General features: G+C 60.9%; 25 protein-coding genes. 10 read left to right on the top strand and 15 right to left on the bottom strand.

The window, feature by feature from the left end:
- Positions 1–1,068 (bottom strand): phosphotransferase family protein, encoded by a 1,068-nt coding sequence (locus tag MF6394_RS21790; protein ID WP_078467512.1) that lies wholly within the window; start codon positions 1,066–1,068, stop codon positions 1–3.
- A 129-nt stretch (positions 1,069–1,197) separates the two neighbouring features.
- A complete protein-coding gene (locus tag MF6394_RS21785) occupies positions 1,198–2,151 on the bottom strand; it encodes a 2-hydroxyacid dehydrogenase (RefSeq protein ID WP_078467511.1) in 954 nt (317 codons plus the stop codon).
- Between the two features lie 181 nt (positions 2,152–2,332).
- Between MF6394_RS21785 and MF6394_RS34235 the strand changes: the two genes are divergently transcribed.
- Positions 2,333–2,668 carry a hypothetical protein gene (locus MF6394_RS34235; protein ID WP_125969948.1) on the top strand — a complete coding sequence of 112 codons (336 nt, stop codon included), beginning with the start codon at positions 2,333–2,335 and terminating at the stop codon, positions 2,666–2,668.
- On the top strand, positions 2,665–2,997 hold the full coding sequence (locus tag MF6394_RS21775; protein ID WP_032892123.1) for a hypothetical protein: 333 nt from the start codon (positions 2,665–2,667) through the stop codon (positions 2,995–2,997). Before MF6394_RS34235 ends, MF6394_RS21775 begins: the two co-directional genes overlap by 4 nt.
- 12 nt (positions 2,998–3,009) lie before the next feature.
- Here MF6394_RS21775 and MF6394_RS21770 read toward each other — a convergent pair whose 3' ends face one another.
- Both MF6394_RS21770 and MF6394_RS21765 read right to left on the bottom strand, forming a co-directional pair.
- Positions 3,010–3,423 (bottom strand): hypothetical protein, encoded by a 414-nt coding sequence (locus tag MF6394_RS21770; protein ID WP_078467510.1) that lies wholly within the window; start codon positions 3,421–3,423, stop codon positions 3,010–3,012.
- Positions 3,424–3,513: 90 nt separating this feature from the next.
- Positions 3,514–4,014 (bottom strand): DUF4822 domain-containing protein, encoded by a 501-nt coding sequence (locus MF6394_RS21765; protein WP_047710704.1) that lies wholly within the window; start codon positions 4,012–4,014, stop codon positions 3,514–3,516.
- Between the two features lie 413 nt (positions 4,015–4,427).
- Between MF6394_RS21765 and MF6394_RS21760 the strand changes: the two genes are divergently transcribed.
- Entirely contained in the window at positions 4,428–5,705 is a 1,278-nt protein-coding gene (locus tag MF6394_RS21760) for a serine/threonine transporter (protein ID WP_044273440.1), read from the top strand.
- 701 nt (positions 5,706–6,406) lie between these two features.
- Here MF6394_RS21760 and acnB read toward each other — a convergent pair.
- A complete protein-coding gene (gene acnB, locus MF6394_RS21750; protein ID WP_032892119.1) occupies positions 6,407–9,016 on the bottom strand; it encodes a bifunctional aconitate hydratase 2/2-methylisocitrate dehydratase in 2,610 nt (869 codons plus the stop codon).
- A 395-nt stretch (positions 9,017–9,411) separates the two neighbouring features.
- Between acnB and MF6394_RS21745 the strand changes: the two genes are divergently transcribed.
- On the top strand, positions 9,412–9,882 hold the full coding sequence (locus MF6394_RS21745) for a DUF1289 domain-containing protein (protein WP_078467508.1): 471 nt from the start codon (positions 9,412–9,414) through the stop codon (positions 9,880–9,882).
- A 127-nt stretch (positions 9,883–10,009) separates the two neighbouring features.
- On the opposite strand, the gene MF6394_RS21740 is transcribed toward MF6394_RS21745, so the two are convergent.
- The gene (locus tag MF6394_RS21740) at positions 10,010–10,873 is read right to left on the bottom strand and encodes a universal stress protein (protein ID WP_047710706.1); all 864 of its coding nucleotides are present in this window, start codon (positions 10,871–10,873) and stop codon (positions 10,010–10,012) included.
- 149 nt (positions 10,874–11,022) lie between these two features.
- Between MF6394_RS21740 and MF6394_RS21735 the strand changes: the two genes are divergently transcribed.
- Positions 11,023–11,625 carry a tRNA-(ms[2]io[6]A)-hydroxylase gene (locus MF6394_RS21735; RefSeq protein ID WP_044273444.1) on the top strand — a complete coding sequence of 201 codons (603 nt, stop codon included), beginning with the start codon at positions 11,023–11,025 and terminating at the stop codon, positions 11,623–11,625.
- Here MF6394_RS21735 and MF6394_RS21730 read toward each other — a convergent pair.
- Positions 11,581–12,780, bottom strand: coding sequence for an MFS transporter (locus MF6394_RS21730; protein ID WP_078467507.1), 1,200 nt, complete (start codon positions 12,778–12,780; stop codon positions 11,581–11,583). The two genes, MF6394_RS21735 and MF6394_RS21730, sit on opposite strands and share 45 nt — an antisense overlap.
- Positions 12,781–12,937: 157 nt before the next feature.
- On the opposite strand from MF6394_RS21730, the gene MF6394_RS21725 reads away from it, so the two are divergent.
- Positions 12,938–13,645, top strand: coding sequence for a response regulator (locus tag MF6394_RS21725; RefSeq protein ID WP_044273446.1), 708 nt, complete (start codon positions 12,938–12,940; stop codon positions 13,643–13,645).
- Positions 13,646–14,923, top strand: coding sequence for an ATP-binding protein (locus MF6394_RS21720; RefSeq protein ID WP_078467506.1), 1,278 nt, complete (start codon positions 13,646–13,648; stop codon positions 14,921–14,923).
- 114 nt (positions 14,924–15,037) lie between these two features.
- Here the strand turns inward: MF6394_RS21720 and MF6394_RS21715 are convergent, their stop codons facing one another.
- The 3 genes from MF6394_RS21715 to ampC all read right to left on the bottom strand — a co-directional run bounded on the left by MF6394_RS21715 (position 15,038) and on the right by ampC (position 17,373).
- Positions 15,038–15,556, bottom strand: a complete 519-nt coding sequence (locus MF6394_RS21715; protein ID WP_003190840.1) for an AAA family ATPase — start codon at positions 15,554–15,556, stop codon at positions 15,038–15,040.
- Entirely contained in the window at positions 15,553–16,116 is a 564-nt protein-coding gene (gene pnuC, locus MF6394_RS21710; RefSeq protein ID WP_003190841.1) for a nicotinamide riboside transporter PnuC, read from the bottom strand. The genes MF6394_RS21715 and pnuC overlap by 4 nt, the downstream gene beginning before the upstream one ends.
- A gap of 114 nt (positions 16,117–16,230) precedes the next feature.
- Complete coding sequence (gene ampC / locus MF6394_RS21705) at positions 16,231–17,373, bottom strand: class C beta-lactamase (RefSeq protein ID WP_078467505.1); 1,143 nt, start codon at positions 17,371–17,373, stop codon at positions 16,231–16,233.
- 130 nt (positions 17,374–17,503) lie between these two features.
- Here ampC and MF6394_RS21700 point away from each other — a divergent pair, with 130 nt between their 5' ends.
- Positions 17,504–18,379 carry a LysR family transcriptional regulator gene (locus MF6394_RS21700; protein WP_078467528.1) on the top strand — a complete coding sequence of 292 codons (876 nt, stop codon included), beginning with the start codon at positions 17,504–17,506 and terminating at the stop codon, positions 18,377–18,379.
- On the opposite strand, the gene MF6394_RS21695 is transcribed toward MF6394_RS21700, so the two are convergent.
- Genes MF6394_RS21695 through MF6394_RS21685 form a run of 3 tightly spaced genes read right to left on the bottom strand, consistent with a single transcriptional unit; the run spans position 18,345 to position 20,164 of the window.
- Entirely contained in the window at positions 18,345–18,671 is a 327-nt protein-coding gene (locus MF6394_RS21695) for a hypothetical protein (RefSeq protein ID WP_078467504.1), read from the bottom strand. The two genes, MF6394_RS21700 and MF6394_RS21695, sit on opposite strands and share 35 nt — an antisense overlap.
- Before the next feature lie 55 nt (positions 18,672–18,726).
- Positions 18,727–19,221 (bottom strand): PaaI family thioesterase, encoded by a 495-nt coding sequence (locus MF6394_RS21690; protein ID WP_032892109.1) that lies wholly within the window; start codon positions 19,219–19,221, stop codon positions 18,727–18,729.
- A 52-nt stretch (positions 19,222–19,273) separates the two neighbouring features.
- The gene (locus MF6394_RS21685; protein ID WP_078467503.1) at positions 19,274–20,164 is read right to left on the bottom strand and encodes a DMT family transporter; all 891 of its coding nucleotides are present in this window, start codon (positions 20,162–20,164) and stop codon (positions 19,274–19,276) included.
- 86 nt (positions 20,165–20,250) lie between these two features.
- Between MF6394_RS21685 and MF6394_RS21680 the strand changes: the two genes are divergently transcribed.
- A complete protein-coding gene (locus MF6394_RS21680) occupies positions 20,251–21,576 on the top strand; it encodes an aminotransferase-like domain-containing protein (protein WP_078467502.1) in 1,326 nt (441 codons plus the stop codon).
- A 655-nt stretch (positions 21,577–22,231) separates the two neighbouring features.
- Here the strand turns inward: MF6394_RS21680 and MF6394_RS21670 are convergent.
- Positions 22,232–23,941, bottom strand: a complete 1,710-nt coding sequence (locus tag MF6394_RS21670; protein WP_078467501.1) for an amidase — start codon at positions 23,939–23,941, stop codon at positions 22,232–22,234.
- Between the two features lie 191 nt (positions 23,942–24,132).
- Between MF6394_RS21670 and MF6394_RS21665 the strand changes: the two genes are divergently transcribed.
- Complete coding sequence (locus MF6394_RS21665) at positions 24,133–24,447, top strand: DUF2834 domain-containing protein (RefSeq protein ID WP_078467500.1); 315 nt, start codon at positions 24,133–24,135, stop codon at positions 24,445–24,447.
- 485 nt (positions 24,448–24,932) lie between these two features.
- Here MF6394_RS21665 and MF6394_RS21655 read toward each other — a convergent pair whose 3' ends face one another.
- A complete protein-coding gene (locus MF6394_RS21655) occupies positions 24,933–26,144 on the bottom strand; it encodes an MFS transporter (protein WP_034135455.1) in 1,212 nt (403 codons plus the stop codon).
- Positions 26,145–26,203: the final 59 nt, after the last annotated feature.

Raw genomic sequence — 26,203 nt, 5'->3', positions numbered from 1 at the left:
TCAGAGCGCTGATTTGCCGATGACATTCAGGCTCATCTGCCCCAGCAGTGTGTTCATGTGGATGAACTGCGCGAAGCGTTTGTCCTGGGTCTGGCCATGGAAGAAGCGGTAGTAGATCTGCTGCACAATCCCGGCCAGGCGGAACAGGCCGTAGGTGTAATAGAAATCGAAATTGTCGACCTGGATGCCGGAGCGCTCGGCGTAGTAGTCGACAAACTGGCGACGGGTGAGCATGCCGGGGGCGTTGCTCGGCTGGCGGCGCATCAGTTGCACTGGGGCCGGGTCGGCGGCCTCGATCCAGTAGGCGAGGGTGTTGCCCAGGTCCATCAGCGGGTCGCCCAGGGTGGTCAACTCCCAGTCCAGCACGCCGATGATCTGCATCGGGTTGTGCGGGTCGAGGATCACGTTGTCGAAGCGGTAATCGTTGTGCACGATGCTGGAGGTGGGGTGATCGGCTGGCATCTTGTCGTTGAGCCAGGCGCGTACCGCCTCCCACTTTGGCGCATCGGGCGTCAGGGCTTTTTCATAGCGCTCGCCCCAGCCGCGAATCTGCCGCGCCACATAGCCTTCGGGCTTGCCCAGGTCGGCCAGGCCGCAGGCGGTGTAATCGACCTGGTGCAACTCGACGAACTTGTCGATAAAGCTCTTGCACAAGGCCTCGGTGCGGGTGGCGTCCAGGCCCAGTTCAGCCGGCAGGTCGGACCGCAGGATGATGCCGTTGACGCGCTCCATCACATAGAACTCGGCGCCGATCACCGATTCATCGGTGCAGTGCACGTAGGCTTTGGGGCAGTACGGGAAGCCATCTTTAAGCTGGTTGAGAATGCGGTATTCGCGGCCCATGTCGTGGGCAGACTTGGCCTTGTGGCCAAACGGCGGGCGACGCAGCACAAATTCCTGGCCTGGGTATTCCAGCAAGTAGGTCAGGTTCGACGCACCGCCCGGAAACTGGCTGATGGTGGGCGTGCCATCCAAGCCCGGGATATGGGCCTTGAGGTAGGGATCGATCAGGCTGGCATCAAGTTCTTCGCCTGGGCGAATCTGGGTCGATTGGTCGTTCAGCGCCATGCTTATCCCTTCTGCTTATTCTAAAGGCCTTGGACTATTTCCTAATCTAATGCGCACAGCCACCCAGCGACAAGGTCGGGGCGGCTTAATAGGTTAGCGTGTTGAAGCGTGATCAGCGTGCCTGATCGGTCATTTTGCAGGCGCTGGCAAGGCTATCGGTGTAAGCACGGGGCGGCCGGCAAAGTATTCAACCAGGTTGTCAGCGACGCGCTGCACCGTGTCATGGACCGCTTCCGGGGACAGCCCGGCCACGTGTGACGTCAGCACGGTATTGCTCAGGCGCTTGAGGGCATCGGGCACTGCGGGTTCATCGTCAAACACGTCCAGCGCGGCGCCGCCGATGCGTCGCTGTTCCAGCGCGGCGACCAGGTCGGCGGTCGCCACCACGCTGCCGCGGCCAATGTTGACCAGAAAGCCGTGCGGCCCCAGGGCGTCCAGGGCGTGGCGGTCGATCAGGTGGCGAGTGCTGGCACCGCCGGGCGTGGCCAGCACCAGGAAGTCCGAGGTGCGCGCCAGCTCCACGGCCGTCGCACAATAGGTGTAATCCACGTCATCGCGGGGTTGGCGGTTGTGATAACTCACCTCCATGCCGAACCCGAGGGCGGCGCGCCGGGCAATCTCCATGCCGACCGCACCCAGCCCGACAATCCCCAGGTGTTTACCGCTGAGGGAAGGGCGCATCACCTTCGGCCATTCGCCGCGCCGTACCGCCGTATCTGTCTGGGGAATGCCACGCACCAGCGCCAGCAACAACGCCATGGCGTGATCGGCCACCGAAGGGGCGTTCACGCCGGCGCCGTTGGTAACCACAATCCCACGGTTGCTCGCCGCCTGCAGGTCTACATGCTCGTAGCCGGCACCGATTACGCAGATGATCTCCAGCAGGGGCAGCGCGGCGATTTCCTCGGCGTAAAGCCCCAGCGGGCCACGGGTCAGCACAGCCTGAATCTGCCCACCATGGCTCTTGATCGCCTGGGCGCGTTCAGCGGGCGTCGGCGCCAGGATCACATGAAAGTCACTGCTTTCGATGATTTGCAGGTATTCGTTGATGGTTTCAACCAGGACCAGAACAGTGGTGGGCATCGCAAGGCTCTTCCTGAAGGGTTTGAGAGCATGAGTATGCGGGATTTGTAAGACAGAGCGTTTTATTGCGGTGGAAAAATTTCTTCGCTCGTAAGGCCTGTCTGATTTTACAGGCCGTCCATCCGCGCCCGCTTTTTTGCGCAAGACTTCAATGACTTTCCCACCAGCAGAGACGACATGGATGCCTGTTCCTGCCGCACCCGAAGAGATCGAATGGACACCCTATGGTTACAAACACTGCCCCTCGGCCCAGGTTCCCTGGAGAACAGTGATCGCCAGTACGCTGATTGGCCCCGCCAAGTACAGGCCAGGTATCGCTATTGAAAAGCTTGAAAGGGAGGCCTATAAAAACGGAACGCCCACTACCAATGGAAAACCTTGGAAAGTGATGGAGTTCTCCCACTGCATTGGGGCCAGCCATGGCAAACTCAGCCGCTGGGTGCGGATAGAGCTCAGCGCTGGTGCTATTCATGGTCACCCGATTTCTGAACAGGAATTCAGGAGGTTAACAAATTGATCTCGCTTAACTTTACCGGTGGCACAGTCACCCATGACGATCTGTCGCACCTGCAGGATATTGCAGTGGCCAAGCAGGTCGATCTGTTAAAGGAAGATATGCTCCAGGTGGAGTTCGCCGAGGGATTGTTACTGGATGTGGGTTGGTACCCAGAATTTGATGCGGCGGGTGGTTTTCGGATAAACGTCATCAAGAACTATGACTGGGACCTCCCACTTATGGCGTTGACGGCCCATGAAACCTCTGAATTGTTAGAAAAACTGGCCATTGCGCAGAACGCCATACAAAGCGAGCTGCGCAATCCAAACCTGGGCACCTCGGCCACTTAGCGAGTGCGCCAGCTACTGCGCAGTCCCCGTTTGCCGTGCCTGGGCTCGCTCTCTTTGCGCGATCGGCATGAAATCGTAGGTCGGGAAGAATTCTGTCTTGTAGACACCCCACGCGGTGTTCTCGATGGCCAGGTTGACTTGTGCCAGGCGCGACGCCGGTAAACGCAGCACGATGACTTGCCCGATGCCCATGGTGATATTCCAGCTGACGACTTCGACACCTTCCGGCGGGAAGACTTTGTGAAATTCCTGCTTGGCCAGCTGGGCTTTCAATTCGCTGAGCGGTCGTGATTGGTCGTGTTTAAGAAACACGGTCAACATGACGGTGTTATCGGGCGTGGCGGCGATGTTTTGGGTGGGCAGTGTCGTGCTGGCCTGTACCGTAGTTGCGCTGGGTAACAGCACGGCTGCCAGCAGTGCAGGCATTAATAGCGATTTGAATGAAATATATGGACTCATCATAAAGTGCCTCGTTTGTTGTTGGCTTTTATGGCTGGATATAAAGAAGGTGTTTAACTAGTTTGACATGTGAGTCTTTATCGGCCCTGTGTAAGGGGCATGTACAACGTAAATTCTAACGGGAGGGTTGGTCGCTACCATGTCGCGAGGGACTTCGCGAGAATACGTGAACTCGGTGCTGTCCAGTTTTTCCAGCCTTCTGACGATGGTGCGGTGCGGGCCTAGGTCAGGCACCAGGATGTGGGTCTGTTTGTCGCCAGTGACCAGGAAATAGCCGCCCCCGCCGTCGGGGTGTTTCGAGCGCCCCGTATCGGTGTAGAAGAACTCATAACGATTGCGCTGCGGGTCCCACATCGATATACCCACCACGCCGGGGTACTGGGCCTTGACGTCGTTTTCTGGCTCGCCCTCTATATAGACTTTGGTGGTCAGCCACTGGGGCGAGGAGGCCAGGGCACGTATATCCGCGTCGGGTTCAACAGGCTTGGCGTAAGTGGCAGGCGCGCCTAATAAGCCTGCAAAGAGCAGGCCGGTAACTGCAAGGGTGAGTCTTCGCATTGTCAAACTCCTTGAGCGTTGACTAAGTGTTGTTATCGTCTTTTTGGTTGGTGCGCGAAAATATTAGTTCGTGGATTTGTGCGCGCTCAATAGCTGTGTATGGTTCTGTAACAGTTGAGGTGTTGTATGAGTAATAATATGTTTTTGAAGGAGGTTAATTCTGAACTTGTTGTCGGACTCTTCTTGTGTGTTGAGTGCGTTAAAGGGAAAGAGCTATTTTTCGTACGACTCCTCAGTCATCCAAATCCTCCCTCAGGGCGGCCTCTGAACGGCTGCGCCGCCTAACCATTGCTCAGCTAAGTCTTTGCTTCTCCAAGAGAATCCCGGACAATCCGGCCCTTGTTTCGGCCAGGGCGCTGCCTGTCAGGTTTTTCTGACTCGTGCTGGCCGTGTGAATGCGGAGATCCGACCGGATGAATGATCAGGCCAATAGCGTCGACGAACGCTATGCAACGACACCTGCAACGCTCACAAGCTGGAGCCGCCAGGACACTACCTGGATGCTCGGGCTATTCGGTACCGCCATTGGCGCCGGTACTTTGTTCTTGCCGATCAACGCGGGCCTGGGGGGCTTCTGGCCGCTGGTGATCCTGGCGTTGCTGGCCTTCCCGATGACGTTCTTTGCCCACCGTGGGCTGACCCGTTTCGTGCTGTCCGGCCGTGAAGGTTCCGACATCACCGACGTGGTTGAAGAGCATTTCGGTATCAAGGCCGGTGCGTTGATCACCTTGCTGTACTTCTTTGCAATCTTCCCGATCCTGCTGATCTACAGCGTGGCGCTGACCAATACCGTCAGCAGCTTCATGGAGCACCAGTTGCATATCCTGCCGCCGCCTCGGGCGATCCTGGCGTTTGTGTTGATCCTGGGGCTGCTGGCCGTGGTGCGTTGTGGTGAGCAGGTGATCGTCAAGGCCATGAGCCTGATGGTGTATCCGTTTATCGTCGCCTTGCTGTTCCTGGCCGTGTACCTGGTACCGCACTGGAATGGTGGCATTCTCAGCACCGCGAGCGAAGTGCCGGCCCCCTCGGCGTTGCTTAACACGCTGTGGCTGGCGATTCCGGTGATGGTGTTCTCGTTCAACCATTCACCGATCATCTCGGCCTTTGCGGTTGACCAGAAGCGCCAGTACGGCGCACACGCCGAGGAGCGCAGTTCGCAGATCCTGTCCCGCGCGCACTTGCTGATGGTGGCGATGGTGCTGTTCTTTGTGTTCAGTTGCGTGCTGACCCTGTCGCCCGCGCAGTTGGCCGAAGCGAAAGCGCAGAACCTGTCGATCCTGTCGTACCTGGCTAACCACTTCGATAACCCGACGATTGCCTTTGCCGCACCGTTGATTGCGTTTGTGGCGATTGCCAAGTCCTTCCTGGGCCACTACATCGGTGCCAGCGAGGGCCTCAAGGGCCTGGTGGTCAAGACTGGCCGCCGTCCGGAGCCCAAGACCCTGGACCGCATGACCGCCGCCTTCATGCTGGTGGTGTGCTGGATCGTCGCCACGCTTAACCCGAGCATCCTCGGCATGATCGAGACCCTGGGTGGGCCGGTGATCGCGTCGATTCTGTTCCTGATGCCGATGTACGCCATCCGCAAGGTGCCGGCCATGGCCAAGTACCGTGGGCAGGCGTCGAATGTGTTTGTGACGGCAGTTGGTTTGGTTGCCATTACGGCGTTGGTGTATTCGCTGGTTGCATGAGCCCTGATGCGGTCTATCTGACTGTCCAGGATAGGTATCTACACAACTTTGTGGGCTGTAGCAGCAAACGGTAACCACGATGCGAAGCGAGCCGCTCTTGATCTTGCTCTTGATCTGCTTTTGATCTTAAGCGCCCCGTCAAACCACGCTGGCCGGAATTCGACAGGGATTTGGGGGGTAAACCGGCAGGGATGCCGGTTTAGCCGCCCCGCGCCATGGATGGCGCGTGGCTGCGGCCCCCCAAATCACTGGCGGATTACGGGCACACCGAGCCTAAGCGAGGTGCCGAGTGGTGGGGCAAGAGCGTTTTGCTTACTTTTGCGCTGTTCAAAAGTGAGCCGCCGTCAGGGCGGAACCCTAAGTGGCCGTTACCGCAGCAATGGATATGTACACAATCCAGCTGCGTTGACTGTGAGGCCGCCTTCGCGAGCAAGCCCGCTCCCACATTTGGATTGTGGGGGGGGGCAGGTGGATAGGTGTCGGCTGGCAGGCCGTCTTCGCAGGCAAGCCAGCTCCCACATTTGGATCGCGGTGCGTCAGTTAGATCAGCATCGTCTGTCAGGCCGTCACGGGAGCAAGCTCCCTCGCCACAGGGTCCGCAGCTCTCACATTTGTTTTGTGTTGGCAATAATGGTTAGTTCCACGCATAAAAAAACGCCGCGTACCTTGCGATACGCGGCGTTTTTCACATCAACACACCGTTAGGCTTGAATCACCGGGATGTTGGCGCTTGCTGCGATCTTGCGGAACTCAGCGATCTGGTCGAAGTTCAGGTAGCGGTAGACGTCACTGGCCATGGTGTCCAGTTTCGCCGCGTAGCCCATGTACTCTTCGACGGTCGGCAGGCGACCCAGGGTAGAGGCCACGGCCGCCAGCTCAGCCGACGCCAGGTAGACGTTGGCACCATCACCCAGGCGGTTCGGGAAGTTACGGGTCGAGGTCGACACCACGGTGGAGTTCGGCTCAACGCGTGCCTGGTTACCCATGCACAGCGAGCAGCCTGGCATTTCCATGCGGGCGCCAGCCTTGCCGTAGATGCCGTAGTAGCCTTCTTCGGTCAGTTGGTGAGCGTCCATCTTGGTCGGCGGCGACAGCCACAGACGGGTTGGCAGCTGGCCCTTGACCTGCTCCAGCAGTTTACCGGCAGCGCGGAAGTGACCGATGTTGGTCATGCACGAACCGATGAACACTTCGTCGATCTTCTCGCCAGCCACGCTGGACAGCAGACGGGCGTCGTCCGGGTCGTTTGGCGCGCAGAGGATCGGCTCGTTGATTTCCGCCAGGTCGATCTCGATGATTTCGGCGTATTCGGCGTCGGCATCGGCTTCCATCAACTCCGGGTTGGCAACCCAGGCTTCCATCGCTTGGGCGCGACGTTCCAGGGTGCGTGCATCGCCGTAGCCTTCGCCGATCATCCAGCGCAGCAGGGTGATGTTGGAGTTCAGGTACTCGGTGACGGACTCTTTGGAAAGCTTGATGGTGCAACCGGCAGCCGAACGTTCAGCCGAGGCGTCGGACAGCTCGAAAGCCTGTTCCAGCGTCAGGTCGTTCAGGCCTTCGATTTCCAGGATGCGGCCAGAGAAGGCGTTCTTCTTGCCTTTCTTCTCTACGGTCAGCAGGCCAGCCTGGATCGCGTAGTAAGGAATGGCATGAACCAGGTCACGCAGGGTGATGCCAGGTTTCATCTTGCCTTTGAAGCGCACCAGGATCGATTCCGGCATGTCCAGTGGCATTACGCCAGTGGCTGCGGCGAACGCGACCAGACCGGAACCGGCCGGGAACGAGATGCCCATCGGGAAACGGGTGTGGGAGTCGCCACCGGTACCGACGGTGTCCGGCAGCAGCATGCGGTTCAGCCAGCTGTGGATGATGCCGTCGCCTGGACGCAGCGATACACCGCCACGGGTCATGATGAAGTCAGGCAGGGTGTGGTGGGTGGTCACGTCGATCGGCTTCGGGTAAGCCGCGGTGTGGCAGAAGGACTGCATCACCAGGTCGGTCGAGAAGCCCAGGCACGCCAGGTCTTTGAGTTCGTCACGGGTCATTGGGCCGGTGGTGTCCTGGGACCCCACGGTGGTCATCTTCGGCTCGCAGTAAGTGCCTGGACGAACGCCTTTGCCTTCTGGCAGGCCGCAGGCCTTGCCGACCATTTTCTGTGCCAGGGTGAAGCCTTTGCCGGTGTCGACAGGCGCTTCAGGCAGCTTGAACAGGTCGGTAGGGCCCAGGCCCAGTTCGGCGCGGGCCTTGTCGGTCAGGCCACGGCCGATGATCAGCGGGATACGGCCGCCGGCGCGGACTTCGTCCAACAGCACCGGAGTCTTCATTTCGAAGGTGGTCAGGACTTCGTCGGTGCCGTGCTTGCAGACTTTGCCAGCATGCGGGTACAGGTCGATCACGTCGCCCATGTTCATGTTGGTAACGTCGAATTCGATTGGCAGTGCGCCAGCATCTTCCATGGTGTTATAGAAGATCGGAGCGATCTTGCTGCCGAAGCAGAAGCCGCCGGCACGCTTGTTCGGCACGTAAGGCACGTCGTCGCCGAAGAACCACAGCACCGAGTTGGTCGCCGATTTACGCGACGAACCGGTACCGACCACGTCGCCCACGTAGGCAATCGGGAAGCCTTGGCCGCGCATCTCTTCGATCTGCTTCATCGGGCCGGTCTTGCCTTGCTCGTCCGGCACGATGCCTTCACGGGCCATTTTCAGCATGGCCAGGGCGTGCAGCGGGATGTCAGGGCGGGACCAGGCATCAGGCGCAGGCGACAGGTCGTCGGTGTTGGTTTCGCCGGTGACCTTGAAGACGCGCAGGCTGATCTTGTCGGCCAGGGTAGGGCGGTTGCGGAACCACTCGCCATCAGCCCAGGACTGGATCACGCCTTTGGCGTGTTCGTTGCCGTTGCGGGCTTTTTCGGCGACGTCGTGGAACGCATCGAACATCAGCAGGGTGTGCTTGAGCTGGGCGGCCGCGACGGGCGCCAGTTCGGCGTCGTCCAGCAGCTCGACCAACGTCACGATGTTGTAGCCGCCTTGCATGGTGCCGAGCAGTTCAACAGCGCGTTTCTTGTCGATCAGGGGGGAAGTGGCTTCGCCCTTGGCCAGGGCAGACAGGAAACCGGCCTTGACGTAAGCGGCTTCGTCAACGCCTGGTGGAATGCGGTTGGTGATCAGGTCAACGAGGAATTCTTCTTCGCCAGCCGGAGGATTTTTCAGCAGCTCGACCAGGCCTGCGGTTTGTTCGGCGTTAAGCGGCTGGGGAACGATACCCAGTGCTGCACGCTCTTCGATATGTTTGCGGTAGGCTTCAAGCACAGTTATTACCCTCATCAGTGGTCCCACGGGACGCTCATCCAGAAATGAACGGCACGCATGCGCTCGGGGGCTTTTTGGGCCGCAAAGCCAGCGCTGCCGGCATTCCTTACAGAAGCTGCTTTCAAAGTTTTACGCCTGCAGAACGGAGCTGATGAGGGTTGGCGCGGGCTCTGACCTACCGGGTCGAACCTGCGCCAACACCGTTCTGAAGGAACGACTGTGCTCGTGACGCTTTGAAAACAGCTTCCAGCGGAGTATTGGCGCCTTACAAGGCCGGGTGATTCTACGGCAAAAAAAATCTAAAGGTAAGTTGCCTGCTCAAGTTTGCTGGGTGATCAACCTTAGACAAAGGGCTAACATGGCGCACTGTTTCGCGGATTTGCGTGTCGTTGCCCATGCCCAACCAAACCATCAAAACTCCCTGCGTCGGCCTGTGTTCCACGGTCTACGGCGATCTCGTGTGCCGTGGATGCAAGCGCTTCCACCATGAAGTGATCCAGTGGAACGGCTATAACGAAGAAGAAAAACGCGCGGTCTGGCTCAGGCTTGAGCAGCTGTTGGTGCAGGTCATGGCCGGCAAAGTGGAGGTTTTCGACCCCAAGACCCTGCGCGGGCAGTTGGAGCAACGCAAGATTCGCTTTGTGCTGCACCAGTCCGAGTATTGCTGGGCCTACCAGTTGATTGCCCGTGGAGCCCGGGTGATCAATAACCTGGAGGCCTATGGCATGGTGCTGTTGCCGGAGTTTCGCGACTGGGCGCTGCCGGAACTGCGCGATGCCATTGATCGCGAGTTCTTTATCTTGTCCGAGGCGCATTACCAGCGCTATATCGCACCGGGCTTCCTGAAGGATGCGCTGGGTAACTGACGGGCGCGGTCAATGTAGGAGCGAGCTTGCTCGCGAAAAACGCCAACGATAACGCGCGCTTCCTGAATAAACGCGGCGTCTTTAAGTTTTTCGCGAGCAAGCTCGCTCCTACAGTTGATCTTCAGTGTCAGGGCTTGGTGGCCAGCTCTTCCAGATGATCCATGAGCGTTTGCGGCTTGAGCACCAGCACATCGCTTTCTATCGCATCCAGTACCACTTCGGCCGTATTGCCAATCAGCGCCCCGGAAATCCCAGCGCGTGCCACCGTGCCGATGATCGTGACAGCGGCCTGCCATTTATGTGCAGCAAACGGAATGAGTACATCCGCTGGGCCTTCCTCTATGTGCAGGTGCGCATCATCGACGTCGAACTCAGCCTGGAATGCCTTGCACTGCTCGCGGTAGCGCGCCTCGATGGTTTCCTTGAGCTGAAAGGTCGGGTCGGCCGCCGACAGCATGGGCGACGGGTGGGCACTGATGACATGCAATTTGGCTTTGGCCAGGCTGGCGATATCAAAGCCATGGTCGATGATCGAATGGTGCAGCGAGCGGTGTTCGCCGTCTGTGTTGCCCACGTCGATGGCCGCCAGGATCACGCCGCCCGCCCAAGGAGTGGCGGTCTTGACCAGCAACACTGGCGTTGGGCAATAGCGCAGCAACTTCCAGTCCGCCGGGGTCAGCAGGGCTTTTTTCAGTGGGCTGTCGGGGAAGTGCTGCTTGATCACCAGGCCGCAGCCTTCGGCTTGCTGCACATCGATGATGGTTTCATGCAGGCTGTCGTTCCACGCTTGCTCGGTGGTGACGCTGTAGCCGTCTTCCGTCAAGCCTTGCTTGAGCAGGCTCAGCAGCGCCGAATGTTCGTGTTTTTTATCACAGACCAGCAAGTGCAGGTGCGCGTCGGTCACCCCGGCAATCAGCTTGGCACGTTTGAGTGCCAGGCTTTCGGAGTGCTCGGGCTCGATGACCACCAGGATGCTGCGGATGGCTTGCATGGTCGGGATCTCCAAAAAGGGCGGGCGTTGGATAACTATAGTTGCTGGCCGGCAGCCGTCATGTTGATACACATCAAAGCCGGTGGCTGGTGGTCTGCGGCGGGGTCGGTATAATCGGCGCCCTTTTGTATCCTTTGCCCGTGAGCCCGATGAACCTGCCCGAAATCCATGAATTCCTCGGCTGCCGCACCCCCGATGCCTGGGTACAGGCCGCATTGGCCGATCAGGAAACCCTGCTGATCGACCACAAGAACTGCGAATTCAAAGCCGCCAGCACCGCCTTGAGCCTGATGGCCAAGTACTACGGCCACGTTGACCTGATCAACATGATGTCGCGCCTGGCCCGCGAAGAGCTGGTGCACCACGAGCAGGTCATGCGCCTGATGAAAAAGCGCAAGGTCGAGCTGCGTCAACTGCACGCCGGCCGTTACGCCTCGGGTTTGCGCAAGGTGGTGCGCAGCCATGAGCCGGTCAAGCTGGTGGATACCCTGGTGGTAGGCGCCTTTATCGAAGCGCGCAGTTGCGAACGTTTCGAAGCGCTGGTGCCGCATTTGGACGAAGAACTCGGCAAGTTCTACTTCGGCTTGCTCAAGAGCGAGGCGCGGCACTTCCAGGGCTACCTGAAGCTGGCCTACCAGTACGGCGACGCCAAGGACATCGCCCAGGTGATCGAGCGGGTGCGGGCCACCGAGCAGGAGCTGATCGAGTCACCCGACGTCGAGTTCCGCTTTCACAGTGGCGTGCCAGCCTGAGGCCACGGCCACACCGATCAAGGCGGTGATCCCCGCCAGCAGCAGGATCACCGTTGGCGTGCCCAAAGGCGCTGCCAGCACGGCAATCATCAAGCCCGCCAAGGGCTGGGCGAGGTTGTTGAGCAAGGTCATCACGCCGACTGTCTTGCCGAAGTCCTGCGCCGGGATCACCCGTTGGCGGGTGCTGCGAAGATACACGTTGAACATCTTGTCGAAGCCGCTCACCAGCAGGAAGCCCACCGCGTAGGCCCACACGCCGGGGCTGAGCGCGGTGATCAGCGCGCCGACGGTGATCATCGAATACGACAGCCCGCCCAGCACCTTCAGCTTCAGTGATGAGCGCGCCAGGTAGAACAGAATAGCGATGGTCGCCAGCGCCCCGGCGGCTTGCAGCAGGGCATAGGCGTCTTTGCCCGCTGCGAAGTGGCCGGTGACCATGGCGGCCGAGGTGGCCAGCGTCACCCCGACTATCAGGTTCACGCCGACCGCCAGGACGATGATGCGCTTCAACTCCACCCGGCTGAAGATGTGGCCGAAGGCGGTGCGCAGGGGTTGCAGCCAGATACCCGGGTGCTGTTGGTGTATTTCCAGGTTCACCGTGGTGTTGCGCTGCCAGATCAGCATCGCCAGGTCCGCCAGCACAAACAGCACGGCCACCCCCAGCACCACCCAAGGCCACGCCCAGACTTCCAGCACCAGCGCCGCCACCAACGGCCCGAGCACCAGACCACTCTGGTCGGCGATTTGCGAATAGGACAAGGTCTTGGCATAGGTGTACTGCCCGAAGATATGCGGCATCACCACCTCCCGCGCCATGATGCCCTGGGTGGTCAACACGCCGCACAATGCGGACAGCATCACCAGCCAATGGATGCCGTCGAACAGCCCATAGCACGCCATCGCCACCACACACGCCAAGGCCCGATACACCTGGCTGATATGCAGGATACGCACCGGTGAAAACCTGTCGCACAGTGCGCCGCATACCGGAAACGCCAGGTAACGCGGCAGCGACTCGACAAAAAACGCCAAACCCGCCCACGACACGCTTTGGGTGGTCTGGAACACGATCAAGGGCACGATAAATAGCAAAATCTGGTCGGCCAGTCGTGAAAGGAACAGCGAAATGAAGAACGCCAGGTAATCCTTGCGCATGGAACTCCCTGTCAATGGCGTTAAAAACTGCAGGCTATTTGTTAAAAACTCTTAAAAGCATGAAGCTTCTTCGCGGGGTGCTGGCCAGCGGCTTCTGTCGGCCAGCTTGCCACCTATAATGGCCCTTTTTCAATCCGCGCATCCACACTGAGAACTTATGGAAAACCTGGGTCTGGGCAAGGTCCTGCTCGTTGAGGACGATGAAAAGCTGGCAGGGCTGGTCTCGCATTTTCTGTCGCAGCATGGTTTCGAGGTCCGGGTGGTGTACCGGGGGGATGAAGCCTTGGCGGCGTTCGTGGATTTCAAGCCGAAGATCGTCGTGCTCGATCTGATGCTGCCGGGTCAGAGCGGGCTGCATGTTTGCCGCGAGATTCGCAACCTGTCGGACACGCCCATCGTAATCCTCACCGCCAAGGAAGATGACCTGGACCATATCCTTGGCCTTGAGTCCGGTGCTGACGATTACGTGATCAAGCCGATCAAACCGCCGGTATTGTTGGCGCGCCTGCGTGCGTTGCAGCGCCGCCAGGTGCCCGAGCCCACGGTGCGCGGCGCTCTGGAGTTCGGCCGCTTGTCGATTGATCGCAGTTGCCGGGTGGTGCGCCTGGGCGACGAAACCATTGACCTCACCACCATGGAGTTCGAGTTGCTGTGGTTGCTGGCCAGCAGCTCGGGCAAGGTTCTGTCCCGTGACGATATCCTCAACCGCATGCGCGGCATTGCCTTTGATGGGCTGAACCGCAGCGTAGACGTGTACATCAGCAAACTGCGCGGCAAGCTCAATGACAACCCCCGCGAGCCGGTGTGCATCAAGACCATCTGGGGCAAGGGCTACCTGTTCAATCCGTTCGCGTGGGAGGTGTAGATGCTGCGCTTGTATCTGCGCCTCTATTTGATTCTCGCGCTCGGCCTAGCCGGGTCGATCTGGCTGGTGAACTTCGGCCTGGACACCTACATGCCCGAGTCCAACGAGACCTACAATCGTGAAGCCCTGCGCGGACCGGCGTGGGCCTTGGTGGAACAGCTGCGCCCCGTGCCGGCAGAGGCGCGCCAGGCACGCCTGGACGAACTGCAACCGCATTACGGCTTGCGACTCAAACTGGTGCAACGCGACACCCAGGATTTGAGCGAACGGGAACAGAAACTCCTGGCGGCTGGCCAGGTGGTGGTGCGCGAAGACTTCATGAAATTTCTCGCGCCTATCGACGACGGCCCCCAATTGCTCGAAATCAAATTGCCGGAAGAACCCAAGTGGTTGTACCTGTGGGCCTACGGCTTCCTGGGCGTGAGCCTGGCCATTGTTCTGTATTTCTGGGTGCGCCCACACTGGCGCGACCTGGAGCACATTCGCCTCGCGGCGCAACGTTTCGGTGACAACGACCTGGGGTCGCGCATCCTGCTGCCGAGCCGTTCCACCGTGCGTTCCCTGGCCGGGCATTTCAACCAGATGGCCGAGCGCATTGAGGGTTTGATCGCCAACCAGCGCGAACTCACCAACGCGGTCTCCCATGAATTGCGCACGCCGATTGCGCGGTTGTCATTCGAGCTTGATCAACTCAGGCAACAAAGCGACCCACGGCAACGCCGAGCGCTGATCAACGACATGTACGCCGACCTCGGTGAGCTGGAAGAAATGGTCTCCGAACTGTTGACCTATGCCAGCCTTGAGCCGGGCGCCACCCGGGTCACCCGTGAGCATATCGAGGCCCACAGTTGGCTCGACAGTGTTATAGGCGCCGTGGCCCTGGAGGCCGAGGCGCAAGGGGTGCAGTTGTCGCTGCGCACCTGCGAGGTGGACGTTATCCAGATCGAGCCACGCTTTATGGCGCGGGCCGTGATCAACCTGCTGCGCAACGCCATTCGTTATGCCGACCACCGTGTGGAAGTGTCGCTGGTCAAGTTTGGCAGCGGTTACGAAGTGCGGGTCAACGACGATGGGCCGGGGGTGCCGCTGGAGGGCCGCACAAAGATATTCGAACCCTTCCTGCGCCTCGACGCCAGCCGCGACCGCCGCACAGGCGGGTTTGGCCTGGGCCTGGCGCTGGTCAAGCGTGTCAGCCAGTGGCATGGCGGGCAAGTTGAGGTGCTGGATTCGGAATGGGGCGGGGCGTCGTTTCGGATGACGTGGGCATATGCCGAGTAAAGGGGCCTGCCCCAACGTCATCCTGTAGGAGCTCGCTCGCGAAACACTCACAGGCGCCGCGTTTATCCAGAAAACACGCGTTATCGTTGACGTTTTTCGCGAGCAAGCTCGCTCCTACAGCAACTGCGTTACCGCGGCAAACGCCGCCTGGCGCCGTTGTTCCCAGCCCCCGCGAATCACCACCAGTGGCTGTTGGTGCTGCTGCATCCATTCCAGACTGGCCTGGAAAAACGCCTGCCTATCCGCCAGTTCCGGCTGGCAGCGCTGGCCGTCGGCACTCCATTCCACGTCTTCGGGGGAGAGCAGCAGGTGCAGGTCGTAATGCCGCGCCAGGAGTTCGTCATCCAGCCAGCCGGGGTAGTCGCCGAACAGGGTCTGGCTCCAGAGCCTGTTGGTGAGCAGGTGGGTGTCGAGGATCAGCAACGCGGGGCGTTTGGCGCGGGCGGCATCCTCCCAGGCCAACTGGCCTTGGGCAATGGCCGGGATATCCGCCAGGGTGGTGTCGCGCTGATGCTGATCGATGAAGTAGCGCACATATTCCCCTACCATCAACCCGCCGAAGTGCGCGTGCAACTGCGCCGCCAGCCAGCTCTTGCCGCTGGATTCGGGGCCTGCCAATACCACCACCTTCATGCGCGCAACGCCGGGTCGGCGCGCCACTCGCGCCAGCCTTGCACGGCAATCACGGTAAACAGTGCGTAGAGCGCGGCGGTGAGGTAGAGGCCTTTGTAAAGGAACAGGCCGACGAAGATCACATCCACCACGATCCACAATGCCCAGCACTGCACACGTTTTTGCGCCATCCACATCTGCGCCACCAGGCTGAAACCGGTGAGCGCGGCGTCGAGCCAAGGCTGGGCGGCGTCGGTCCAGTGGGCCATGGCGGCGCCCAGCAGCAGACTGCCGACGGCACCCACAGCCAGGCTGGCCATGATCGCCGGCACGCCCAGGCTCGTGACCTGGCGGCCCTGCTTGACCTCGCCGGCGCGGGTCCACTGCCACCAGCCATACACCTGCAAGGCCGCATAGACCACTTGCAGCAGCATGTCGGAGTAGAGCTTGACCTCAAAGAACACCCAGGTGTAGAGCAGCACCATCACTAGGCCGATGGGCCAGCACCAGGGGTTTTGTTTGACCGTCAGCCAAACGGCGATCACCCCCAGGGCGGCGGCAAACAGTTCAAGCCCGGACATGGCGGATCCTTGGGGGAGTGGGAGAGGGCGGTGATTGTACCTAGAGGCCGGCGATCTTCAAACGTGCACCGCCGACGCTAAGGCCAGCCCCCGCCCATCGGGGGATTGCCGGCTTCAGTTATCCATCGCATTCAAGATCGCATAAGCCACTTTCACCCGCTCGGCATTCGGGTAGTTCTTGTTCGCCAGGATCACCACACCCATGTCCTTGTTTGGCACAAACGCCACATAGGCGCCAAAACCGCCGGTGGAGCCGGTTTTGTTGTAGAGCACGTTGGCAGGCTGCGCCTGGGCGGGTTTGAGCCAGTTAACCTTGTGCGGCTCCATCGCCATCGGTGTGGAGTTGCCCTCAAGCAACGCTTGCAGCGCGACGGGGTAGGGGTAGCGTTCCCAGCCCAGGCCCTGGGTCATGCCGTTGACGGTGTAGTAGCCGGCGTGAGTGGTGGCAATGGCCTGCTGCACTGGTTGCTCCAGGGTTTGCGGGTGCATGTTCGCGATCACGTAGCGGGCCAGGTCCTGGCTGCTGCTTTTGAGGCCGTAGGCTTCGAAGTCCAAGGCGCCGGGGTTGACGCGAACCGGTTTCTGCTGGCTGTCATAGCCCTGGGCGTATTGGCCGGCCTTGTCGGCAGGCACGCGCGTGTAGGTGTTGGTCAAGCCCAGCTTGGGCAGCAGGGTTTTTTCCATGGCGACGGTGAACGGCAGGCCCAGGCTTTTTGCTGTCACGTAACCGAACAGGCCAATGCTGGGGTTGGAATACAGGCGTTGTTCCCCCGGCGCATAAGTGGGTTTCCAATGCTGGAAATAATCCATCATGGTGGTGGCGCTGTCGGCGGCATCCGGAAACTGCAGCGTCAGGCCGCCGGGGGTATAGGTCGCCAGTTGCAGCAGGCTGATGCGATCGAACGCGCTGCCAGCCAGCACCGGCAGGTGTTGGCTGGTCATGTCCGACAGCTTGAGCTTGCCGATAGCCTGGGCATACCCGCCGAGGGTGGCGTTGAAGGTTTTGCTCACTGAGCCGATTTCGAACAGGGTGTTTTCGGTGACGGGTGCCTGAGTGTCCTTGGCGGCGACGCCGTAATTAAAGTATTGCACCTTGCCGTGTTGGACGACCGCGACCGTCAGGCCGGCGATGCCTTGCTGTTTCATCAGAGGGGGGACGTGGCTGTCCACGACCTGGCGCATATCGGTGGCGGCCATGCAGCTGCCGGCCCCAAGCAATAAGGCTGAGATCGCATATTTTTTCAGGGTGTGTTTCATGCTTCGCTTCCATGTAAGTAAAGGCAATGACGATCGGAGCCTGCGCAGGCGTGGCAAATGTAGGTGGATTTCCCGGAGCGGGCAAACGATGATATCTCGCACCAGCCATTAGAAAAATTTGGGCCAAGCCATGTTGCGTTCCCACCTGCCGCTCAATGCCTTGCGCGCCTTTGAAGCGTCGGCGCGTCATTTGAGCTTTACCCGTGCGGCCATCGAGTTATGCGTGACCCAAGCGGCGGTCAGTCATCAGGTCAAAAGCCTCGAAGCGCAACTCAACGTCACGCTGTTCAAGCGCCTTCCACGGGGCTTGATGCTCACCAGCGAAGGCGAATCCCTGCTGCCCGTGCTGCGTGAGGCCTTCGACCGTATTGCCCTGACCTTGGATCAGTTTGAAGGCGGGCATTACCGTGAAGTATTGACCGTGGGGGCGGTCGGTACCTTTGCGGTGGGCTGGTTGTTGCCGCGCCTGGCGGATTTTCATAGCCGCTACCCGTTGATCGACTTGCGCTTGTCCACCCACAACAACCGCGTGGATGTCGCCGCCGAGGGCCTGGATTATGCCATCCGCTTTGGCGCTGGCGCCTGGCACGGTACTGATGCCTGCCCTTTGCTTGAGGCGCCGTTGACGGTGTTGTGCGTGCCGCAGATTGCCGAGCAATTGCGCAGCCCGGCTGACGTGTTGAAGCACACCTTGCTGCGTTCCTACCGTGCCGATGAGTGGAACCTGTGGTTCCAGGCCGCCGGTTTGCCCAGCGATACCCGGGTGCCGCGCAGCGTGGTGTTCGACTCCTCGCTGGCGATGATGGAGGCCGCGCTGCAAGGGGCTGGCGTAGCACTGGCGCCAGCCTTGATGTTCTCGCGGCAATTGGAGAGCGATGTGATCCGCCAGCCGTTAGAGGTGGGGATCACGACGGGCAGCTATTGGCTGACGCGCTTGCAGTCGCGGGCTGAGACGTCAGCGATGGTGGCGTTCAAGGGGTGGTTGCGCGAACGGGTGGGTGTGTAGCCACTGGATAGGGTGGGTCACAGGGGACTTTTGTGAAACTGCCCGCAACGGGTGCAAGCGTTTCATAACTGTGTTCGCCATGTTGCACGCACAGCCAGTAATCGCCATAAGCATCCACGTGGTCGACTTTCCATACCAGGCCGCTTTCGAAAAAGAACCGATAGAGACCCTGTTCCTGCGGGCTGATTTCTGCGTTAGGCACGCAGGTGATCTGCAGGCCGAAGTCCAGCCAGGTCAGCTTATAGCTCTCGGTAAATTGCTCGCTCAGCCCCAGACAAATCTCACAGGCCATCTTCAAGTGTTCCTTATGCAGGGTGTCTGATCACGGTTGTCACTACGGCGCCGGATCAAACCTCGCGCCCATGGGCGGCGGCAGCCAGTTGCCCGGTATCAACGCGCACGAACACCGAGTCGCCGACGGCGGTGAGCACGCTGCCTGCATACACTTCGCAGACCACACGGCTTTTGCGCCCGACTTCGCCTTCGACCCGAGCGCGCAGGACCAGTGGCACACCCATGGGCGTGGGCTTGATGAATTTGATCCCTAGGTTGCCGGTGACGCAGTCGATGCGCGGCAGGCTGCCGGGTTCACGCTGTTCGGCGCGGTAGTGGTAGGCCATGGCGGTCCAGTTGGAGTGGCAGTCCACCAGCATGGCGATCAGGCCACCGTAGACCAGGTCTGGCCAGCCACTGTATTTAGCCTCGGGTTGGTGCTCGGCAATGACGTGTACGCCATCGTCATCCCAGCGGCTCTTGATGTGCAGGCCATGGGGGTTGCTGCTGCCGCAGCCGTAGCAGATGCCTTCCGGCGCCGTGGTGTCCTGGAGAGAAGCGCTGTGCATGCAGAGTCCTTATTGTTTTTTGGGGCGACGCTTCTATTTAGCAGGCCAGGGGTTAGCGAGCAAACTTCTTCGCCCCGGCCACGCAGCCGATCACCGCCACCGTCACCAGCACCATGCCCAGGCTGACCTGTTCATGCAGCAAACCCGCCGCCAGCGCCAGGCCGAAGAACGGTTGCAGCAACTGCAACTGGCCGACCGCGGCAATGCCGCCCTGGGCCAGGCCGCGGTACCAGAACACAAAGCCGATCAACATGCTGAACAACGCCACGTAGCCCAGGCTCAACCACGCCGGCAGGCTGATACCGCTGAGGGTGGCAGGCGCCAGCAACAGGCTCAACGGCGCCACCACCGGCAGCGACATCACCAGCGCCCAGCAGATCACCTGCCAGCCGCCCAGGCTGCGCGACAGCTTGGCGCCTTCGGCATACCCCAGGCCGCACACCAGCACCGCCAGCAGCATCAGCACATCGCCTGCGGGTGCGGCGCTCAAGCCTTGGGCAACGGCATAACCCATCACCAACAGGCTGCCCAGGATCGAAAACAACCAGAACACCGGCCGCGGCCGCTCACCGCCGCGCAGCACGCCGAACACCGCCGTGGCCAGCGGCAGCAGGCCAATAAAGACGATGGAGTGGGCCGAGGTCACGTACTGCAAGGCCAGGGCCGTCAGCAGTGGAAAGCCGATCACCACGCCAAGCGCAACGATGACCAGCGGTGCCCATTGCTGGCACGTGGGGCGTTTTTCCTTGAATAGCCACAGCAGGCACAACCCCAGTAGGGCTGCGAGGGTGGCGCGGATCATGGTCAGGAACACCGGGTCGAACTCCATCACCGCCACGCGTGTGGCCGGCAGCGAGCCGCTGAAAATCACCACGCCGATAAAGCCGTTGATCCAACCCTGGGTGCTGTTGTCCAGAGTGCGTAGGCGAGAAGTGCGTTCCATGGGGGCGTCCTGAAAAGGCAGTTGCGTGCTGGGCATCCTAGGATTGAAGATTAAGACAATCAAAAAATTGTCATGGATACATCCTTATGCCCCGTGCTCGCTACAAGTCGCTGGTCGATACCTTCGCCGAGGCCATCCGCAGCGGCCAATTGCTGCCCGGCACACGGCTGCCCACCCATCGGCAATTGGCCGCCGAGCATGGCCTGGCGCTGGTCACCGCCAGCCGGGTGTACAGCGAGCTGGAAGCCATGGGCCTGGTCAGTGGCGAGACCGGCCGCGGCACCTTCGTGCGTGAGATTGCCTTACCGCCGGGGCAGGGCAGTGGGCAGATGACGGTTGCGGCGGGGTTGCTTGACCTGAATTTCAACTACCCGTCTTTGCCGGGCCAGGCCGAGCTGTTGCGCACGGCGTTGCGCCAACTTGCCCTGTCTGGCGATCTGGAGGCGTTGCTGCGTTACCAGCCCCATGCCGGTCGCGTGCACGAGCGCGCCGCCGTGGCCCGGCACTTGTTGAACCGAGGGCTGACGGTGCAAGCCGAGCAGGTGCTGGTGGTCAGCGGCGCCCAGCATGGCCTGGCGGTGAGCATGATGACCTTGCTCAAGCCTGGGGATGTGGTGGCGGTGGATGCGCTGACCTATTCGGGCTTCAAGGTGCTGGCCGAAACCCTGCACCTGGAGCTCGTCGCCATCCCGGTCACTGCCAGCGGCCCGGACCTGGACCGCCTGCACAGCCTGTGTCGCCAGCGCCCGGTGCGAGCGGTGTACAGCATGCCGACCCTGCATAACCCGCTGGGCTGGGTGATGAGCCTGGCGCAGCGCGAGCGTTTGGTGGCAATCGCCCGGCAGCACAACTTGATGATCATCGAAGATGGTGCCTATGCGTTTCTCGCCGAAGACGCACCGCCACCTTTGGCGACTCTTGCACCGGAGCGCACGGTGTACATCGGCGGGCTGTCCAAGAGTGTCGCCACCGGGTTGCGCGTGGGCTTTATCGCTGCGCCTATGGCTTGGGTAAACGGCCTGGAGCGCACGATCATGGCCACCACCTGGAACGTGCCGGGGGTGATGAGTGCGATAGCGGTGGGCTGGCTCGAAGACGGTACGGTGACGCAACTGGAGGCGCAAAAGCGCGCGGATGCCCAGGCCCGCCAGGCATTGACGGCGCAGGTGCTGACCGGTGTGAAGACCATCAGCCACCCATCCTCCTACTTTCTGTGGCTGCCGTTGGCCGAAGATGCCCGCGCCGATCAGGTCGCCATGACCTTGCAGCGTGCGGGCATCTCTGTTTCAACCGCTGAACCGTTCGCGGTTTCGGCCCAGGTGCCCCACGCGCTGCGCCTGGCTCTGGGGTCGGTGCCGATGGCGGCGTTGCGGGAGGCGCTGGTGAAAGTGCGCAAGGTGGTGGTGTGGTGAATCAAGGCCCAGCGACAGGGCTTGATTTGAAATACGGCAAAAATGTGGGAGCTGGCTTGCCTGCGATGGCGGCCTCACAGTCGACACCGTAATACCGAGTACATATCCATTCCTGCGGTAACGGCCACCTAGGGTTCCGCTCTGACAGCGGGTCACTTTTGGAAGGACCCAAAAGTAACCAAAAGGTCCTCGCCCCCCCACTCGGCACCTCGCTTGGGCTCGGTGTGCCCGTAATCCGCCAGTGATTTGGGGGGCCGCCGCCACGCGCCATCCATGGCGCGGGGCGGCTAAACCGGCATCCCTGCCGGTTTACCCCCCAAATCCCTGTCGAATTCCGGCCAGCGTGGTTTAACGGGGCGCCCGAGATCAAGAGCAGATCAAGATCAAGGGCGGCTCGCTTCGCATCGTGGTTACCTGCCGCACATGTGACATCTCTGTCGATTGAACGGCCGCCATCGCAGGCAAGCCAGCTCCCACATGGAGTCGGCGCTGCGGCCAATTCTGTAGGAGCGAGCTTGCTCGCGAAAAACGTCAACGATAACCCGTGTTTGCTGAATGAACGCGGCGCCAGTGAGTTTTTCGCGAGCAAGCTCGCTCCTACAAAAAAGCCTTAACTGACTGGCATTAAGGCAAGCCAGCCACAGGTTGACCGCGTTTAGCGGGCTGCCAGCGGTGGCGTACGCGGCGGGATCATGCGTTTGCTGCCGGTGGCTTCGAACGCCGAGGCGAAGCGCAACAGCGCCGAATCGTCATAGGCGCGCCCGGCGAAGGTCAGCCCCACTGGCATGCCGATGTCTGCCATCACGCCCATTGGCACGGTGACGGTGGGCACGCCCAGGTGGCGGATGGCGAGGTTGCCGTTGGCGACCCATACGCCGTTGCTCCAGGCGATATCGGCAGACGCTTCGTTCACATCGGCATCCGCCGGGCCTACATCGGCCACGGTGGGAAACAACACGGCGTCGAGCCCAAGGGAGTTCATCCAGTCTTCCAGGTCCAGGCGCCGGGTTTGTTCCAGGCCGCGCAGGCCATCGGGCACGGTGCTGATCTGGTCCCATGGGGTGATGCCGCGTTGGGCCATGCGCACGTATTCGTCCATGCCGGCGGCCAGGTCGTCTTCACGGTTGGGCAGGGTGCCGGGGTCGTGGGGGAATATCTTCGGCCCGTCCACATCGGCCAGGCGGTTCAGGTGCGGGTCGCCGTTGGCGCGCAGGAAGTCATCGAAGGCCCAGGCCGACAATTCCCACAACTCGTCGTGGAGAAATTCCTTGGAAACCAGGCCACGGGTAAACACCGTCGGTGCACCAGGGCGGTCGCCTTCGCAGTTGGACACCAGCGGGAAATCCACTTCGATCACTTCGGCACCGGCAGCTTGCAGTGCCTGGCGTGCGGCTTGCCACAGTTCGATCACCGTGGCACGGGTGTGGATCTTTTGCCCGGTCGGGCCGCCGATACCGGGTTTTTCGCTGGTGCCAGCCTCCGGGTCGGCGTTGATGTACATGCGCGGCACGCCAAAGCGCTTGCCGGCCAGGCTTTCGCTGCTGACTGCAAGGGCCGCGTAGGACGCTGGGCGCACCGAGGTGACGCTGGGGATCGGCACCCAGGGTTGCAGGCGCCACAGGTCGCCACGGGTATCCGGGTCTTCGGCCACCACGACGTCGAGCACTTCCAGCAGGTCGGCCATGGTGCGAGCGTAGGGCACCACCACGTCCATGGTCGGGGTCAGTGGCCAGTTGCCGCGCACCGAAATTACCCCACGCGAAGGCGTGTAGGCACACAGGCCATTGTTGGAGGCCGGGCCGCGACCGCTGGACCAGGTTTCTTCAGCCAGCCCGAACGCGGCAAAACTGGCGGCGGTGGCGGTGCCGGCACCGTTGGAGGAGCCTGACGCGAACGGCGCGGTGAGGTAGTTGGCGTTGTAGGGGCTTTCGGCGCGGCCATACACGCCACGTTGCATACCGCCATTGGCCATCGGCGGCATGTTGGTCTTGCCCAGGCAAATGGCGCCGCCGGCCCGCAGGCGTTCAATGGTGAAGGCATCGCGCTGGGCCACCAGCTTGGCAAACGCCGGGCTGCCGGATGCAGCCGTCAGCCCCTTGACCAGGTAACTGTCCTTGGCGGTGTAGGGAATGCCATCCAGCGGCCCCAGGATTTGCCCCTTGGCGCGGCGCGCATCGGAGGCCTGGGCTTCTTTCAGCGCCTCGGGGTTGCGTACCACCACAGCGTTCAGCGCAGTGGCCGTTTGCGGGCCATCGTAGGCGTCGATTCGCGCCAGGTACGCCTGGACCAGTTCAACCGCCGTGGTCTGGCCGGCTTCAAGCGCAGCGCGCAATTGGGCAATGGAGACTTCAGTAACTTGCATCACGTTTTTTTCGCCGCCTTCAAGTGGGGGTATGGCGGCAGTCTACGTACAGATATTTCACAAAACCAGCGTGGCATACTTCGCGCAGCCGGTGTGCGGGAGATCTTGAGAACAACGTCAGCATGATTGCCAGCGGCAGCCTCTTATCGCTAAGGTGGCCGCGCTGATTAACGTTGCGCTTCAAGGAAGAGACCATGCAAAAACCTTATATCGCCCTGGCGGCCTTGCTGGGATTTACCGTCTATACCGTGGTGACCATGCTCACGGCCGAGCAGTCACTGCTGGCGTTTGGATGGGAACTGATGTCCCGGCCCGATACGGCACAGGTGGTGATTGACCTGTATCTGATGGCGGTGCTGGCGTGTGTGTGGATGTACCGGGATGCGCGTGGGCGAGGGCGGTCGATGGCCTCAGTGTTGCCGTATTTTCTACTGACGGCAGTGTTTGTGTCGGTAGGGCCGTTGCTTTATATCGTGGTTAATGGGTTTTCTCGTCGGGCCATGAAGTGAGGTTTGTTGCTCCCGTGACGACCTGCCAGCCGATGCTGATCTACCTGGCACACCACGATCCAACTGTGGGAGCGGGCTTGCTCGCGAAGGCGGCCTGACAGGCGACACAGTTGGATTGTGTACATATCCATTGCTGCGGTAACGGCCGCTTAGGGTTCCGCCCTGACGGCGGCTCACTTTTGAAAAGCGCAAAAGTAAGCAAAACGCTCTTGCCCCACCACTCGGCACCTCGCTTAGGCTCGGTGTGCCCGTAATCCGCCAGTGATTTGGGGGGCCGCCGCCACGCGCCATCCATGGCGCGGGGCGGCTAAACCGGCATCCCTGCCGGTTTACCCCCCAAATCCCTGTCGAATTCCGGCCAGCGTGGTTTGACGGGGCGCCTGAGATCAAAAGCAGATCAAGATCAAGAGCGGCTCGCTTCGCATCGTGGTTAGCGTTGAGCGCTACAGAGTTGTGTCGATACCTATTTGGGGCCCCGCAACCGATCAAACGCCTTTAGTCGACGGCAACAGTACCGTGAGGATGCCCACCAACGGCAGGAACGAGCACAACTTGTACACGTATTCGATGCCGTGATGATCAGCGAGCATCCCGAGCAGCGCCGCGCCGATCCCACTGAAGCCGAACATCAGGCCGAAGAATATCCCGGCGATCATGCCCACATTGCCCGGCACCAATTCCTGGGCAAACACCACGATGGCCGAGAACGCCGAGGCGATGATAAAGCCAATGACCACGCTGAGTACGGCGGTCCAGAACAGGTCGACGTAGGGCAGGGCCAGGGTGAACGGTGCGGCGCCGAGGATGGAGAACCAGATAACCTTTTTGCGGCCGATCTTGTCGCCGATCGGGCCACCGGCAAAGGTGCCCACGGCCACTGCGCCGAGGAACAGGAACAGGTACATCTGCGAGCTGGCTACCGACAGCTGGAATTTCTCGATCAGGTAGAACGTGAAGTAGCTGGTCAGGCTGGTCATGTACCAGTATTTGGAGAACACCAGCACGGCCAATACCACCAGGGCGAAGGTCACGCGGCCTTTGGACAAGCCGTGGGTCGCCTGGCTGCCTTGCTTGAGCTTGAACAGGTTGAGGTGGTGGCGGTACCAGCGGCTCAAACCGTACAGCACCAGGATGGCGAACACCGCGAACAGGCCGAACCAGGCAATGTGGCTTTGGCCGTAGGGAATGATGATCGCCGCCGCCAGCAATGGGCCGAAGGCGCTGCCGGTGTTGCCGCCGACCTGGAAGGTCGATTGCGCCAGGCCGTAGCGCCCACCGGAGGCCAGGCGTGCGACGCGGGAGGTTTCCGGGTGGAAGGTCGATGAGCCCACGCCCACCAGCGCCGCCGCGAGCAATATCGCCGGGAAGTTGCCGACAAAGGCCAGCATCAAGATGCCGACCAAGGTGCACACCATGCCCGCCGGCAATAGCCAGGGTTTGGGGTGGCGGTCGGTGTGGTAGCCGATCCACGGTTGCAACAGCGAGGCGGTCAACTGGAAGGTCAGGGTGATCAGGCCGACCTGGGTAAAGCTCAGGCCGTAGTTGGCCTTGAGCATCGGGTAGATCGACGGCAGCACCGCCTGGATCAAGTCATTGATCAGGTGCGCCAGGGCACAGGCGCCCAGGACGCGCATGACTAAGGGGCTTACTTGCGGGCTGGTCGAAGGTGCGGCGGGTGACGCTGTGACTGTGGACATGCGGGCATTCCGTACAAGGCAGCTAACAGGCGTGGAGGCGGGCGGCGGTGATGTGAACC

Origin of the sequence: Pseudomonas sp. MF6394 (genome assembly GCF_002018845.1) — a bacterium.
Taxonomy (GTDB): domain Bacteria; phylum Pseudomonadota; class Gammaproteobacteria; order Pseudomonadales; family Pseudomonadaceae; genus Aquipseudomonas; species Aquipseudomonas lactis.
This window is presented reverse-complemented; position numbering and strand designations above follow the sequence as displayed.

What these genes read in the sequence shown, in the direction of transcription:
- MF6394_RS34235 (WP_125969948.1), top strand. Translation starts at nt 2,333, where the DNA reads ATGCCTGTTCCTGCCGCACCCGAAGAGATCGAATGGACACCCTATGGT.
- MF6394_RS21740 (WP_047710706.1), bottom strand. Translation starts at nt 10,873, where the DNA reads ATGCAAGCCATCCGCAGCATCCTGGTGGTCATCGAGCCCGAGCACTCC.
- MF6394_RS21680 (WP_078467502.1), top strand. Translation starts at nt 20,251, where the DNA reads ATGCCCCGTGCTCGCTACAAGTCGCTGGTCGATACCTTCGCCGAGGCC.
- MF6394_RS21695 (WP_078467504.1), bottom strand. Translation starts at nt 18,671, where the DNA reads ATGGCCTGTGAGATTTGTCTGGGGCTGAGCGAGCAATTTACCGAGAGC.
- pnuC (WP_003190841.1), bottom strand. Translation starts at nt 16,116, where the DNA reads ATGTCCGGGCTTGAACTGTTTGCCGCCGCCCTGGGGGTGATCGCCGTT.
- MF6394_RS21665 (WP_078467500.1), top strand. Translation starts at nt 24,133, where the DNA reads ATGCAAAAACCTTATATCGCCCTGGCGGCCTTGCTGGGATTTACCGTC.
- MF6394_RS21655 (WP_034135455.1), bottom strand. Translation starts at nt 26,144, where the DNA reads ATGTCCACAGTCACAGCGTCACCCGCCGCACCTTCGACCAGCCCGCAA.
- MF6394_RS21685 (WP_078467503.1), bottom strand. Translation starts at nt 20,164, where the DNA reads ATGGAACGCACTTCTCGCCTACGCACTCTGGACAACAGCACCCAGGGT.
- MF6394_RS21765 (WP_047710704.1), bottom strand. Translation starts at nt 4,014, where the DNA reads ATGCGAAGACTCACCCTTGCAGTTACCGGCCTGCTCTTTGCAGGCTTA.
- MF6394_RS21725 (WP_044273446.1), top strand. Translation starts at nt 12,938, where the DNA reads ATGGAAAACCTGGGTCTGGGCAAGGTCCTGCTCGTTGAGGACGATGAA.
- MF6394_RS21770 (WP_078467510.1), bottom strand. Translation starts at nt 3,423, where the DNA reads ATGCCTGCACTGCTGGCAGCCGTGCTGTTACCCAGCGCAACTACGGTA.
- MF6394_RS21790 (WP_078467512.1), bottom strand. Translation starts at nt 1,068, where the DNA reads ATGGCGCTGAACGACCAATCGACCCAGATTCGCCCAGGCGAAGAACTT.
- MF6394_RS21690 (WP_032892109.1), bottom strand. Translation starts at nt 19,221, where the DNA reads ATGCACAGCGCTTCTCTCCAGGACACCACGGCGCCGGAAGGCATCTGC.
- MF6394_RS21720 (WP_078467506.1), top strand. Translation starts at nt 13,646, where the DNA reads ATGCTGCGCTTGTATCTGCGCCTCTATTTGATTCTCGCGCTCGGCCTA.
- MF6394_RS21745 (WP_078467508.1), top strand. Translation starts at nt 9,412, where the DNA reads ATGCCCAACCAAACCATCAAAACTCCCTGCGTCGGCCTGTGTTCCACG.
- MF6394_RS21735 (WP_044273444.1), top strand. Translation starts at nt 11,023, where the DNA reads ATGAACCTGCCCGAAATCCATGAATTCCTCGGCTGCCGCACCCCCGAT.
- ampC (WP_078467505.1), bottom strand. Translation starts at nt 17,373, where the DNA reads ATGAAACACACCCTGAAAAAATATGCGATCTCAGCCTTATTGCTTGGG.
- MF6394_RS21700 (WP_078467528.1), top strand. Translation starts at nt 17,504, where the DNA reads ATGTTGCGTTCCCACCTGCCGCTCAATGCCTTGCGCGCCTTTGAAGCG.
- MF6394_RS21785 (WP_078467511.1), bottom strand. Translation starts at nt 2,151, where the DNA reads ATGCCCACCACTGTTCTGGTCCTGGTTGAAACCATCAACGAATACCTG.
- MF6394_RS21730 (WP_078467507.1), bottom strand. Translation starts at nt 12,780, where the DNA reads ATGCGCAAGGATTACCTGGCGTTCTTCATTTCGCTGTTCCTTTCACGA.
- MF6394_RS21715 (WP_003190840.1), bottom strand. Translation starts at nt 15,556, where the DNA reads ATGAAGGTGGTGGTATTGGCAGGCCCCGAATCCAGCGGCAAGAGCTGG.
- MF6394_RS21760 (WP_044273440.1), top strand. Translation starts at nt 4,428, where the DNA reads ATGAATGATCAGGCCAATAGCGTCGACGAACGCTATGCAACGACACCT.